This window comes from Novosphingobium sp. TK71 (assembly GCF_055361505.1).
Window position 1 is genome coordinate 969335 of the sequence record NZ_JBSZKA010000001.1, and the last position, 13132, is coordinate 982466.

A 13132-nucleotide genomic window follows, 5' to 3' on the forward strand; every position below is an offset into this window, starting at 1 on the left:
GTGCCAGATCGAACCGGGCCCGATCTGGCCGGCACATGGGCCCTCCATGGCGCCACGCTCGGCCCCGATGGCGATACGCTTTACGAATGGGACGGCAGGATGACGCTCGTTCCCGGCGGAGATGCCTTCGCCGTCGCCATCGAGACCACCGGCTTCAAGACCTCCCGCTCGGTGAGCTTCGCCGAGAAGCTCACGCCCCTGCCCTCGGGCGAGTGGCACCTGCGCTATGGCTACGAGGCTGACCCCGAGCATTTCGCCACCGAAAGCCATACCTTCTTCGGCCTTTCACAGCTCACCTTCGCGCCGGACCTTGCAAGCGCGCGGGGCACTTCGTGCAACTACAACGGCCGGTACGTCGTCATGGAACTGCAGGCCACGCGGGAGGAACGGACATGAGGCCGCCCCTGATCCGGCTTGCGCGTATCTGCAGGCTCTCGCTGGCCGCCCTGGCTCTGTCTCCCGCCGCCGCGCAGACCGAGCCGGCCCCGCTCGGCGATGCCGCCCTGCGCAGCCGCTATGCGCTGCCCGGCTCGCAATTCGCCGAGATCGACGGGGAAAGCGTCCATTACGTCGTGGAGGGCAAGGGCCCGGCGATCCTGCTGGTCCACGGCTCCTACGCCAGCCTGCGCCAGTGGGACGATTGGGCCGCCAGGCTCTCGCGCCATTACCGGGTGATCCGCTACGACCAGTCTCCCGCCGGACTCTCGGGCCCCAGCCCTGCCGGAGACTATACCATCGAGCACCGCATCCGCGTGATCGACGGATTGATGGACCGGCTGAAGGCAGACCGCTTCGTCATGGTCGCGACATCCAGCGGCGGGCTGCCCGCCGCCGCCTACGCTGCCGCCCGGCCAAAGCGGGTGCGGGCGCTGGTGCTGAACAACATCGCGGCGGGGCCGGTGAAGTTCGACCTCGACGGCCTGCCCCCCGCGCTCAAGGCCGCGCTGGCCGAGGACCGGACCCACCTCGGCTGGCACGCGCCGGAATACTGGCGGCAGATCCTTCTCGCCAATGTCGTCGACCCCGCGCGCATCACCCCCGCGCTGGTGGCCCAGTGGACCGAACTCAACAGCCGCCCCTTGCGCGATCCCGCCATCGGCAAGGCGGTGGCGGCGTCCACGTCCTTCGCGCGAACGCCGGACGACTTGCGCCGGATCACCGCGCCCACGCTGCTGCTCTGGTCCGCCGACGACCACGAAACCACGCTGGAGCGGGATGGAAAACAGGCGCTCGCGCTGCTCGGCAGCACCGACAAGTCTCTCGAAGTCATCGACCGCTGCGGCCACATGATGCCGTTCGACTGCCCGGATCGGGCTCTCGAACGCATGATGCCTTTCCTCCGCCGCACTGCCAGGTGACAGGAAAAGGCCGCGCCCCCGTGAAAGGGCGCGGCCTTCGATCCCTCAGGCAAACGGCGCCCGGTCAGGCCGGCACGGGTTCCGCCTCCGCCAGTTCGGCATCGCGCTCGGCCACTTTCGCGCGCAGCAGCGGGATAAGGTCGCGTCCGATGGCGATCACGTCTTCCACCGGATCGAAACCGCGCAGGATGAACGCCGAAACCCCGGCATCGTAATAGTCCATCAGCGCATCGGCGAGCTGGGCCGGGGTACCGACAAGGGTGCCCGAATTGCTCTGCCCGCCGCGAAGCTGGTTGATGCCGTTCCAGAAGCACTTCTCCAGCCTGTCGCCGCGGGCGGCGAGTTCGGCGGTGCGCTTGAACCCGTCGGCCTTCACGGCGGCGGTGTTCGGCGCCAGCTTGCCCATGTTGGCGGCCACCGCCTCGCGGATCTCGTCGGCGCGGGCCCATGCCGCTTCCTCGCTATCGGCGATGACGATGCGGATCGACATCAGGAAGCGCGGGGAGCGACCATGCGGCGCGGCGGCCTCGCGCACCTTGGCGACCACTTCGGTCATCCCTGCCACCGTATCGGAGAGGGTGGCGAAAGTATCGCAATACTCGCCCGCCACTTCGAGCGCTGCCGGGCTCATCCCGCCGAAATAGACCGGAACCGTGCCCTGCGTGGGCTTGATCGCGGCAAAACCGCCGTTGAAACGGAACCACTTGTCCTCATGATCGACGGGCTTTGGGCTGGTCCATATCCGGCGCAGCACCGAGATATATTCCTTTGCGCGGTCGTAGCGCTCCACCTTGGTCCGGTAATCGCCGTCGGCCTGCGTTTCCTCGTCGCTGGCGGCGGTGATGATGTGGACGCCGACGCGGCCCGGCATCAACCGGTCAAGCGTGGCCAGCATCCGCGCGGCCATGGTCGGCGGGATGAAGCCCGGCCGGTGCGCCAGCATCACGCCGAGCCGCGTCGTGTTCGCGGCGACATATCCGGCGATGGTGAAGTTGTCCGGCATGATCGCGGCATTGGCGACCAGCACCTTGTCATAGCCCCATGCGTCATGGAGGCGCGCCATCCGCGCGATGCCTTCGGGATCGAACGTCTCGAAGGGAACGGGATGCGTTTCGCTCGAAATGTTGTGGTTGAGCAGACCGTTTATCTCGACCGGCATGAGGCTCGAAGCCCTCCTGGATAGTGCTGAAGGCCGAAGTCTATGCCCGGCTGTATCGGCGCAAAGCCGCCACTTTTCGGTATCCGACAGGTGGAACGGGGCTGCCGTCCCACCTGCCAGGAAAGGTCACTTGGTAGCCGAGCAGGCGTACCAGCTGCCGATCATCGCCCGGCCTTCGGGGTGGCCTTCGGTGAAGAAGTCCGCCCGGTCGGGCTTGAGGAAGAACGTGCCCTTGCGGTAGCCGACCATGACTTCTTCAGGGTCGAAACCGGCATCCACCGCGACCTTCATCCAGTCGGTACGCGCCAGCGAGGTCATGAACGGTTCGTTATTGTAGTGGCTTTCGAAATCGCAGCGCATCTGGTCCCAGAGCGAGAGATGCTCATGGCGCGGCGGCACATCCACGTGGCACATGATCCCGCCTTTGCGCAGCAGGCGGTGGCTCTCCTTGAAGATGCCGCGCATGCCCTTGGCCGAAGTCTCGTGGAGCACGGCGGAAGAGCAGACCAGATCGAAGCTCTCGTCCTCGAAGTCGGTATGCTCGGCGTCCTGCTGGCTGAAGTGGATCGCCGCGCCCATCGCCTCGGCGCGGGCATGGCCGTAGCGCAGCATCGGCGCGCCCACGTCGAGCGCGAAGACTTCCGCATCGGGGAAAGCCTGCGCGATCGCCACGGTCGAATGGCCGACCGAGCAGCCGAGATCGAGGATCCGCCGGGGCTTGAAGTCCGGGTAGAAGTCCTGGACATGGCTGGCGAGCGTGTGCCCGCGTCCGTCGTTCTTCCAGCCGCCGTTGAGATTGCGTAGGTACGTGGAAGCGAAACGGTCGTAGAGCGCGCCGGCGCGGAAATCGCCCGCGGCGGTGTCGACCGTGTAGCTGCCCGGCATGCGGTGATGATCGAAGGACGAGATGTAGCGCGGAATGGCAAGGTCCGGATTCAGGCGGAGGCTGCCCTTGGGCTCCGCCACTTGCGCCTCGACCTTGGCCGAAAGCTCGTCAAACTGGCGGTCGATCGCACCGTCGAGCGAAAGCCAGATGCGGTCCTGGTAGAACAGCGAGAGCGTCAGCCAGTACTGGTGCAGCGGATGGGCTTCCAGCGCCCCGCGAACCTGGGTGCTGGAGGTCGGCTTGCTGCCGGTCTTCTTCTCGATCTCCGGGACGATAACCTCGTCCAGCAGGCGACGGTCGAGCGGGTCCATGTTCTGGCTGGTCCAGGCGCGCATGGCGAGGAAGTGGTCCTCCATCGCCTGCTCGTCATGGTTGGACTGCGGCATGACCGCATGACCGAAATGTTCCTGGCGGTACTGTTCCATGTCTTGGGGCTCCCGTTCCGGATTAATCGCGGGTCACGGCGTCAAGGACGCCTTCATAATCGTGCTGGTCGGCCAGTGCCTCGGGCATCAGCTTGTCGCGGGCGGTGCCCAGCACGCGCTCGTAAATCCCTTGCCGGTAGGCGCCGCGATAGGCGCGCGCCTCGGCGTCCGGGGCGAATGTGTCGATATCAGCGGGGCCGTGCAAGCCCGCGGCCTTGAGCAGGCGCTCGTTCGCGTCGAGCCGGTCCTTCAGCACGACGACCTCGCCCATCAGCGCCAGCACGAGCCCCGCGAGGGCGTCCACCGTCCCGCTTTCGAAAACCACCGGCTGGCTGCCCTTCGACCGCGCCTTGCGGTCAAGGTTCATGCGCTCTGCCATCACGTCACTCCATCAGTTCGAAACGGAACAGGTTGCCGGTGCGGGCAACGATGTCCTTCTTGTCGAGATCGGGGCCGTGCGCCTCTTCGGTCACGGCATCCTTGGCCTTCAGATCATAGCCGGTCTGGCTGGAGAGGATCACGACGAGGTCGGTCCCGTCCTCCACCGCGAAGGGAAACTCGTGCCATGTGCCAAGGTGCATGGCGAAGCCCGCCGTCCCGTCGAAACGGAAGGCGCGCACTTGCGAAAGGTCGGGAAGCTCGCCCTCGCTCGGCGGCGCCATGACCGCCACGAAAGGCTTGCCGCCAAGCGGCAGGAATGCCTGGGTATGCTGGAAATGGCGCTCCATGTAGCGCACCTCGCCGGGGCGGCGATCCATCTGGGCCAGCGTGAGTTCCACCGGATGTTCGCAGAGGAAACGGGCGGGGTAGCTCATCTTCACCGCGCCCTTGTAGAAATCGACCGAAACCGGCTTTACCGGCGCATCGCGGCCGATCACCGCACCGAACGGCGCCAGCGCCTCGGGCGTGGCGGGTTCGACCGCAAGCTCGATCACGGTGCATTCAGGCGTTGAACTGCCGTTTTGCGTGGTCATGGATGCCCTCTGCCGCCTTTGTCCGCCCGATCATGCGCCCCGGAAAGGAGATTCGAGCAGGGATCGAACTGTTTGATCGCTGGCCGGATAGCCGCAGGGTGGATAGGCTGGCGCCGGGCGGTCGCGGGGGCTGGCGGGAATGGTCAAGCCTAGCGGCCGATATGGAAAATTCGGGTATTCTGATGAGCAGCGCGATTGTCGAGGAACAAGTGGTTTCTGCCCTGGTGAAGGCACTGGGAGCCGATGCCGTGATCCATGAGGGCGAGGCGCTCGCCTACTTCTCGAACGACGTCTATCGCGGCGGGGCCGCGCCCAAGGCGGTTGTCCGCCCGGCCGATGTGAAAGCGCTTCAGGAGGCCGTGCGCATCTGTGCGGCGGCCGGGGTCGCCATGGTCCCGCGCGGCGGCGGTGCATCCTATACCGACGCCTATCTCCTGCCCGAGGGCGGTCACGTCCTGATCGACACCGGCGCGCTCGACACGATCGAGATCGACGAACGCAATGCCGTCGTCACGGTCGGCGCGGGGGTCACGTGGATGGCGCTCAAGGCCGCGCTTGACGCCAAGGGCCTGCGCACGCCGTTCTGGGGACCGTTTTCCGGCATCGCCGCCACCGTAGGCGGCAGCATGAGCCAGAACACCCTGAGCCACGGCAGCACCGCGCACGGCATCTCGGCACAGTCGGTCCTGTCGATGGACGTGGTGCTGGCGAGCGGGGAAATGCTCTCGACCAGCGCCAGTTCGGCCATGCGCTTCTATGGGCCGGACCTCACCGGCCTGTTCACGGGCGACTGCGGGATCTTCGGCATCAAGGCACGCATTCGCCTGCCGCTGCTGCCGGTCCTGCCGCATTTCGAATGCCTGAGCTTCGCGTTCGAAAGCTTCACGGACTATCACGCCGCCTCGCGCGAGGCGGCCATGGCGCGGCTGGACGATTCCCACTTCGGCCTCGACCTTGCCCTGTCGCAAGGGCAGATCGGCCGCCAGGAAGGCATGGGCGCGCGCCTGAAGATCGCCGCCGAGGTGATGCGCAAGGCGCCGGACAAGATGAAGGGCCTTGCCCAGCTCGTCCGCATGGCGCTGGCGGGCGAGAACCCGATGCGCGCGGGCGCCTACATGTGCCACTTCATCATCGAGGGGTTCGATGCCGACGAGGCGGCGCACAAGGCCAGGATCCTGCGCCGGATGCTGGCCCGGCACGGCCGCGAGATCGCCAACTCGATCCCGACTTTCGTCCACTCGGTGCCCTTCGCGCCGCTGTTCAACGTGCTCGGCCCCGGCGGCGAGCGCTGGGTGCCGATCCACGGCGTGCTCGCCCATGACCAGGCCGTGCCGTTCGACGCCGCGTTCAAGGAACTGATCGCCGGGCGCAAGGCGGAAATGGACCGTCTCGGCGTCTGGACCGGCACGATGTTCTCCCCGGTCGGCGCCACCGGCTTCCTTTACGAAGTGGCGCTTTACTGGCCGGACGACCGCACCGCCTATCACCGCACGGTATTGGGCGCGGAATACCTGTCCCAGCAGCCGCAGTTCCCCGCCAACGCGGAATCGCGCGCCTATGCGGACGATCTCAAGCAGGCGATCGTCGCGCTGATGCAGGAATACGGCGCCGGGCACTTCCAGCTCGGCCGGGCCTATCCCTACCGCCAGCGGCTGTCTCCCCAGGCGCTTTCCCTACTGGGCGCGGTAAAGCGGGAACTCGATCCGAAGGGACTGATGAACCCCGGCGCGCTCGGGCTCTGAAACCGCCGAAACCCACGAAAAACGCCCCGGAAACGAATTCCGGGGCGTTTTTAAGGAGAATGGCGAAGCGCTCAGCGCTTCATGAGGCGCGCCGGCAGGGCTTCCGTCACCAGCCTGTCGAGACGGCGGCGCGCCCTTGCGCTTCCCCCGCCGAAGCCTTCGAGGAACAGCGCGGCACGCTCGACCGCCAGCTTCAGGGCCGCCAGTTGCGGCGGTCCCGGCTGCGAAAAATCACAGATAGCGCCGCCGAAGTAGTGGTTGGCCCCTTCGAGCACGAGGCCATAGCGATCGCCCCCCGCCGCAGCGGCAGTGAACGGCGCGAGGTGGCCCTTCCAGCCATCGGCGGCCATCCCCGGCATCAGGTCAAGCGTACCCGTCTGGACCAGCGCGGGCACCGACAGCGCGCCGTAGCCCGCCTCGGTCACGAGGACAGGGATCGGCGGCGGAGGCGAGAAGGCGATCACCGCCCTTGCAAGGCGCGGCACCAGCGGCGCCTGCAGCCCTTCCGGCAGGACCGGCTGCGCACCGCCCAGCATCGTCGCGACGAGGCCGCCATAGGAATGGCCCGCCGCCACGAACGGCGCATCGCCGATATGGGAAACGAGCGCGCGCATATCCTCGATACGCGCCTTCCAGCTTGCAAGTCCCTGGTACTGCGCGGTTTGCGGGTGCTCGCGCGAATCCACGTGAAGCGGTGCGAGCACCCGCCACCCTGCTGCGACCCAGGGCCCTATGATCGGATCGTAGTATGCAGGGGCCGATCCCGCCCCGTGCGAGAACAGGATCACCCCGCGCGGGCTGCCCTGCGGCCGCCATTCGGTGATGGAAACCGCGCGGCCTTCCGGCGTCTTCAGTTCGATGACCGCAGGCTGCGGCATCGGCTTTGGCGGGGAGGCCGCCAGCACGCGTCCGGCCACGGCCAGTCCCGCCGCCGCGACGGAACCGGCCAGCAGCGACCGGCGCGATACCGCAAGGCCCGTCTCCACGATCCGCGTCACGTTCAGGGCGCCGGCTTCTTGAGGTAGGCGATCACGGCCTTGCGGTCTTCCGGCTTGGGAAGCCCGGCGAAGACCATCGAGGTGCCGGGAACCACGCTGGCCGGACGGGTCAGCCACTTGTCGAGCGTGGCATCGTTCCAGGTCACGCCGGACTTGGTCATGGCTGCCGAATAGCGGAAGCCCTTCACCGTGCCGGACTTCTTGCCGACCACGCCCGAGAGATTCGGTCCCACCTTGTTCGCACCTCCGGCATTCACCGTGTGGCAGGCCATGCAGCGCATGAAGATGCGCTTGCCTGCCGCGGCGTCAGTCGCCGGCGGCGCGGCCGAAACGCTTGCCGGAATCGCCGCCATGGCAGCGAAGGCGGCCGCGGCCAGTGCCGGAAGGATGATCTGTCTGGTCATGTCTAACTGCCTACCCTTTGGAATGCGTCATTGTCGCTCCGGCCGGGATGCCCGGACGCCTTCTCTGCTTGGAAGGCTGCCCATCGGGTCCGCCGGGGCCCGTTCTTTCCAGTCATCCTCCAACCTAGGTCGTAAACGCGAACTCTGCCCGATACGCAGCGCCGACTATCCGCCTTGCGGACAGGCCGTTCAGCGATGCGCCTTGAGCCAGGCCGAGGCGCGCAGGGCCGCATTGGCGCGGATTTCCGCATAGAACAGCGCGAAATCGTAATAGTGAAGGCTTCCGCCCGGCATCGGCCTCACATCGAGCCCCGGCGCCGGATAGGTCACGGCAAGCCCCTGCTCGCACCGCACGGCCACCGCGCCGGGTCGCAGCGGCTTCATCGCGCCGAAACCGGGCTCGCCCGGAACCGCGCCGCGTGCCTGCACCGAAAGCGCAGCGGGGCGGGACCGGTCGAAAGTCACCGGGTTGATGCAGAGCGGGCGCTTGCCGGGAACGTCGCCATATCTGTCGACGAAGGCCTTTTCGTAAGCGGCGACGATGGGCGCAAGGTTGGCGCCAGCCTCAACCGCATTCCATTGCAGCGCACATCCGGTCTGCGCGGGCCTGTCGCAAACGGGGACGTGCCTGTACCGCAGGCCGAACTCGCCTTCCGAAAGATTGATGCCCACGATGTAGGCCGCCACCATGCGCTGCTGCAGCGGCGTGCCGTCGATCCGCCGTTCCAGCAGGTCGGCGATGTGCTTGGCGCCCTGACTGTGTCCGGCGATGATGAAGGGCCGACCATCGCCGACATGGGCGAGGAACCAGTCGAACGCGCGCTCCACGTCGGAATAGGCAAGCGCAAAGGCGGCATCCCGGTGCGCGGGGTCCATCAGCGCCTTGTAGCTGGCCGCCCGGTATCGCGGCGCCCAGATCCGGCAGCAGGCCCCGAACGCGCTGGCTTGCCGGGCCACTGCGCTCTCGTCCGTCCAGGTGCTGGCGGCGGCGTCGGCAGGGTCCTGGTTCCACGCGGTCTGGCTGCGGAAGGTGGTGGGATGGACATAGAACACATCCACCCCCGGAGCCTGCGCGACCGGCGCGGCGCCCTCAGGCGAGGCCGCCGCCGGGCCGGGACCGGCAGGGCCGGCGGCCCAGTTCCCGGCGACAGCGTAATCGGGTGCGGGCGGCGCGAGTGCGGCGATGTCATCCTGCGGTGCGGCGATGTCATCCTGCGGTGCGGCGCGGACCGGACCGGACCAGCACAGCAGCACCGCCATGAGGCCTGCTGCGGATCTTGCCGCCGACCGTGCCCTCAGCCGGGCAGACCGGCCGCGCTCACGCATCGGCGGGCAGCCGGTAGCGCGAGAACACCAGAAGGCTGACAAGCTGGGTTCCGGCCGGGATCAGGCTGTAGAGCAGGACGATGCCGGTGATCGCATGGGGCGTCTGCGTCACCGCTCCGCCGGTAGAGGATACGAAGCCGAACGCACTCATCACAAGGCCCGCGACGACCGGGCCGAGCGCAAAGGAGAGTTTCTCCATGGCCGAGAACAGTCCGGCGAAGACGCCTTCGTTGGCAATGCCCTTGCGGCGGCGTTCGTAATCGATCGTATCGGTGAGCATCGAGAGCGAGAGCATGACGAACGCCGAGTTCACTACGCCGATCACCGCGCCGCGCACCAGCACCAGAACGTGCTGCGTGCCCAGCGCGCCCACGCCGGGAATGTTCACCAGCACGTCGGTGGCCGGGTGGACGAAGAACCAGGTTACCGTCACCATCGCCCATGCGGCGGAGGCGATGACGTAAGTGCGCTCCTTGCCCCAGCGGCGCGAAAACGCGAGCCAGAGCGGCTGCGCGAGAATGCCCGCGATCGCCATGACGAGGATGAACAGCGGCACGATCCAGATCGCCTGAATCGCATAGAGATAGATGAAGCCGATCACGGTATAGCCCGAAGCCTGCCCGATGTTCTGGATCAGGCAGGTTGCCAGCAGCACCAGATAGGGCCGGTTGCCCTTGATCGCGCCAAGCTGGCTCAAGAGGCTGCCCGGCGCGGCATCGTCGCGGATCATCGGCACGCGGGCCAGGCCCAGCGCGGTCACCAGCATCGTGCCGAGGCACACTGCGCCCAGCACCAGTGCCATCACGGTCCAGCCATGCGCGCCGCCGCCCAGCGCATAGATCAGCGGCTGCGCCACGCCCACGCCCACCAGCACGCCCAGCGTCGAGAAGACCATGCGCCAGACCATGATGCGCGTGCGTTCGTGCGGATCGTGCGACAGCGCCGCCGCAATCGCGAGATAGGGCACGGAGAACATCGAGAAGGCGGTGGAGGCGAGGAAAAACAGGAAGCAGGTGATCGCCGCCGAAAGCAGCGGGCTGGAACTCTCGGTCAGCGTGAACAGCGCCACGAAGCCGAGGCTGGTGAGAACCGCTCCCGCGACGAGGAAGGGCGCGCGCCCGTGCTTTCCGCGCAGCCGGTCGGACCAGGCGCCGACCAGCGGATCGCAGACGATCAGCCAGAGCTTGGGGATGAGCACGACCAGCCCCGCCAGCCAGGCCTCTACCCCGAGCATGGTGGTGAGGAACAGCGGCAGCAGCACCGCCGGTGTATCGCGGAAGATCTGCGCCCCGAGCTGGCCGGTGCCGTAGCGCAGGAGGACGGAGGTGCCGACCCTGTCGTCATGCCCCGCCGGTGGCTGCGGGAGGATTGTCTGCTCGATCATGGTGGCCATGCGCTTCCCGAATCTTGTTTTGTTGCACTGCAACATGCGACGGAGCGCCCGCTCCGTCCATGGGATATTCATGCCATTGACCTTTGCCGCATCGCGGCAATTGCGCGGTTTATCCACCAGACGGACGTGGCGGTCCGCTGCGTGGACACCCTTCGGCAGCGATCCATGGTGGCCGCGAAGCCCCGAGACCCGAATTTCGGGGCGATCCTCCCTCTCCTGGAGACCTTCCGCAATGATTTCCCGCCTGCTCGCCTGCACAGCCGTTTCACTGGTTATCGCCGCGCCCGCGCCCGCAGCCGAACGCGACAGCCGCGCCATCGACCTTGCGGCCGCACAGAAGCGCGCGGGCGAAACGGTTTCCCGCATGTCCGCGCAGGAAAAGGTGGTCATCACTCACGGCATCATGCCCCTGCCCGGCGGCGGCCCGAAAGTGGAGATCCCGGCCGAAGCGATCATCGGCGCGGGCTACATTCCCGGCGTTGCCCGGCTTGGCATTCCGCACTTGCGGGAAACCGATGCCAGCCTCGGCGTGAGCTGGGTGATGGGCGCGCGCAAGGACTGGTCCACCGCCCTGCCATCGGCCGTGGCGCAGGCGGCAAGCTGGAACCCCGCACTGGTCGAGCGCGGCGGCGCGATGATCGGCTCGGAAGCGCGGGCCAAGGGCTTCAACGTGCTGCTGGCAGGCGGCGTGAACCTGGCCCGCGATCCGCGCAACGGGCGGACTTTCGAATACTTCTCGGAAGACCCGCTGCTGTCCGGCGTGCTGGCGGGCGCGGCGATCCGGGGCGTGCAATCCAACCATATCATCTCCACCATCAAGCACTTCGCGCTCAACGGGCAGGAAACCGGCCGCAAGTACGTGGACGTGAAGATCGCGCCCGCCGCCGCCCATGAAAGCGACCTGCTGGCCTTCCAGATCGGCATCGAGCAGGGCCAGCCGGGCTCGGTCATGTGCGCCTACAACCGCGTTCACGGGGCGCAGGCCTGCTCCAGCGACTGGCTGCTCAACAAGGTGCTCAAGCAGGAATGGGGCTACAAGGGCTTCGTCATGTCGGACTGGGGGGCCGTGCCCTCGATCGACGCGGCGATGAACGGGCTTGACCAGCAATCGGGCGACCAGCTCGATCCGGGCGTGTTCTTCGGCGCGAAGCTGGCCGAAAAGGCCGCGTCCGATCCGGCATGGGCCGCCCGGCTCGATGACATGAACACCCGCATCCTGACCGCCGTCTATGCCGCCGGGCTGGACAGCCATCCCGCAGAACCCGGCGGCACGATAGACTGGCCCGCCCATGCCGCTATTGCCGAGGAGGTCGCCAAGCAGGGCATCGTCCTGCTGAAAAACGAAGGCCATGTGCTGCCGCTGGCCAGGACCGCGAAGTCCATCGCGGTCATCGGCGGCTATGCCGACGGCGGCGTACTTTCGGGCGCCGGGTCGAGCCAGGTCATGGGCGAAGGCGGGCCTGCGGTGAAGCTGCCTGTGGCAGGGTCGGGCGTATGGGCAGGGTTCATCTCGGAATCCTACCACCGTTCCAGCCCGATGGCGGCGATCAAGGCGCAGGCGCCGGGCGCCGCCGTGCTCTACCGCCAGGGTCAGTACATCAAGGACGCGGCCGAACTGGCCGCGCGTTCGGAAGTGGCCATCGTCTTCGCCACCCAGTGGATGACCGAAGGGCTGGACGTGCCGGACCTGTCGCTGCCGCGCGGACAGGATGCGCTGATCGAGGCAGTTGCCGCCGCCAATCCGAATACCATCGTCGTGCTCGAAACCGGAGGCCCGGTGAAGATGCCCTGGCTGGGCAAGGTCAGGGGCGTGATCGAGGCGTGGTATCCCGGCGCGCGCGGCGGCGAGGCAATCGCTTCGGTGCTGTTCGGCGAAACCAACCCCTCGGGCCGCCTGCCGATCACTTTCCCGGCCGACGAGAGCCAGCTTCCCCGCCCCCGCCTGGACGGGAGCGACTGGGTGGAGCCGGACTTCGGCGGCAATCCGAAGGGAGGCAAGGACAAGCTGCCCGCAGACTACGACATCGAAGGTTCGGACCTCGGCTATCGCTGGTTCGCCCGCACAGCGGTCCGGCCGCTGTTCCCCTTCGGCCACGGGCTCAGCTACACCGCGTTCGCGCAAGGCAAGCCGGTGATCAAGGGTTCCGCCGCGCGCGTCACCGTGACCAACACCGGCGCGCGGGCAGGTGCGGACGTGGTACAGCTCTACCTGACCGACCGGGCAGGAGAGACGAAACGCCGTCTCGTCGGCTTCGGCCGCGTGGAACTGGCGCCGGGCGCCTCGGGCGAAGTGGCGATGACGATCGACCCGCGCCTGCTGGCGGACTGGAAGGATGGAAGCTGGACGATCCCGGCGGGCCGTTACGCTTTCGCGGTGGGCACCGATGCCGAGCATCTGGGCGCGCCGGTGACCGTGACGATGAAAGCGCGCCGCTGGAAGGACTGAAGCCAGAAGGCAGGCCCGGGC

12 protein-coding genes are annotated in these 13132 nt (G+C 67.3%); 4 read left to right on the forward strand and 8 right to left on the reverse strand.

Going from position 1 to position 13132, the window contains the following annotated elements; translation table 11 throughout:
• Together ACXJ16_RS20460 and ACXJ16_RS20465 are read left to right on the forward strand one after the other, a co-directional pair.
• Window positions 1-396: a Cap15 family cyclic dinucleotide receptor domain-containing protein gene (locus tag ACXJ16_RS20460; protein WP_463923192.1), complete on the forward strand. Its 396-nt coding sequence runs from the start codon at window positions 1-3 to the stop codon at window positions 394-396.
• Entirely contained in the window at window positions 393-1358 is a 966-nt protein-coding gene (locus ACXJ16_RS20465; protein ID WP_463923193.1) for an alpha/beta fold hydrolase, read from the forward strand. Before ACXJ16_RS20460 ends, ACXJ16_RS20465 begins: the two co-directional genes overlap by 4 nt.
• Window positions 1359-1422: 64 nt before the next feature.
• Here the strand turns inward: ACXJ16_RS20465 and ACXJ16_RS20470 are convergent, their stop codons facing one another.
• The 4 genes from ACXJ16_RS20470 to ACXJ16_RS20485 form a co-directional block, all read right to left on the reverse strand.
• Window positions 1423-2517: an LLM class flavin-dependent oxidoreductase gene (locus tag ACXJ16_RS20470; protein ID WP_463923194.1), complete on the reverse strand. Its 1095-nt coding sequence runs from the start codon at window positions 2515-2517 to the stop codon at window positions 1423-1425.
• Between the two features lie 126 nt (window positions 2518-2643).
• Window positions 2644-3828 (reverse strand): class I SAM-dependent methyltransferase, encoded by a 1185-nt coding sequence (locus tag ACXJ16_RS20475; RefSeq protein ID WP_292636070.1) that lies wholly within the window; start codon window positions 3826-3828, stop codon window positions 2644-2646.
• Window positions 3829-3850: 22 nt separating this feature from the next.
• Window positions 3851-4207: a hypothetical protein gene (locus ACXJ16_RS20480; RefSeq protein WP_054439114.1), complete on the reverse strand. Its 357-nt coding sequence runs from the start codon at window positions 4205-4207 to the stop codon at window positions 3851-3853.
• A 4-nt stretch (window positions 4208-4211) separates the two neighbouring features.
• The gene (locus tag ACXJ16_RS20485; protein WP_463923195.1) at window positions 4212-4802 is read right to left on the reverse strand and encodes an ureidoglycolate lyase; all 591 of its coding nucleotides are present in this window, start codon (window positions 4800-4802) and stop codon (window positions 4212-4214) included.
• Between the two features lie 182 nt (window positions 4803-4984).
• Here ACXJ16_RS20485 and ACXJ16_RS20490 point away from each other — a divergent pair, with 182 nt between their 5' ends.
• The gene (locus ACXJ16_RS20490) at window positions 4985-6544 is read left to right on the forward strand and encodes an FAD-binding oxidoreductase (RefSeq protein WP_463923196.1); all 1560 of its coding nucleotides are present in this window, start codon (window positions 4985-4987) and stop codon (window positions 6542-6544) included.
• A 71-nt stretch (window positions 6545-6615) separates the two neighbouring features.
• Here the strand turns inward: ACXJ16_RS20490 and ACXJ16_RS20495 are convergent, their stop codons facing one another.
• The 4 genes from ACXJ16_RS20495 to ACXJ16_RS20510 all read right to left on the reverse strand — a co-directional run bounded on the left by ACXJ16_RS20495 (window position 6616) and on the right by ACXJ16_RS20510 (window position 10665).
• Window positions 6616-7542, reverse strand: coding sequence for an alpha/beta hydrolase family protein (locus ACXJ16_RS20495; protein ID WP_463923197.1), 927 nt, complete (start codon window positions 7540-7542; stop codon window positions 6616-6618).
• Between the two features lie 2 nt (window positions 7543-7544).
• Window positions 7545-7946 carry a c-type cytochrome gene (locus tag ACXJ16_RS20500; protein WP_054439023.1) on the reverse strand — a complete coding sequence of 134 codons (402 nt, stop codon included), beginning with the start codon at window positions 7944-7946 and terminating at the stop codon, window positions 7545-7547.
• Window positions 7947-8135: 189 nt separating this feature from the next.
• The gene (locus tag ACXJ16_RS20505) at window positions 8136-9206 is read right to left on the reverse strand and encodes a DUF3089 domain-containing protein (RefSeq protein ID WP_463923198.1); all 1071 of its coding nucleotides are present in this window, start codon (window positions 9204-9206) and stop codon (window positions 8136-8138) included.
• Between the two features lie 58 nt (window positions 9207-9264).
• Window positions 9265-10665 (reverse strand): MFS transporter, encoded by a 1401-nt coding sequence (locus ACXJ16_RS20510; RefSeq protein WP_463923199.1) that lies wholly within the window; start codon window positions 10663-10665, stop codon window positions 9265-9267.
• A gap of 232 nt (window positions 10666-10897) precedes the next feature.
• Here ACXJ16_RS20510 and ACXJ16_RS20515 point away from each other — a divergent pair, with 232 nt between their 5' ends.
• The gene (locus ACXJ16_RS20515) at window positions 10898-13111 is read left to right on the forward strand and encodes a beta-glucosidase family protein (protein WP_463923200.1); all 2214 of its coding nucleotides are present in this window, start codon (window positions 10898-10900) and stop codon (window positions 13109-13111) included.
• Window positions 13112-13132 lie beyond the last annotated feature (21 nt).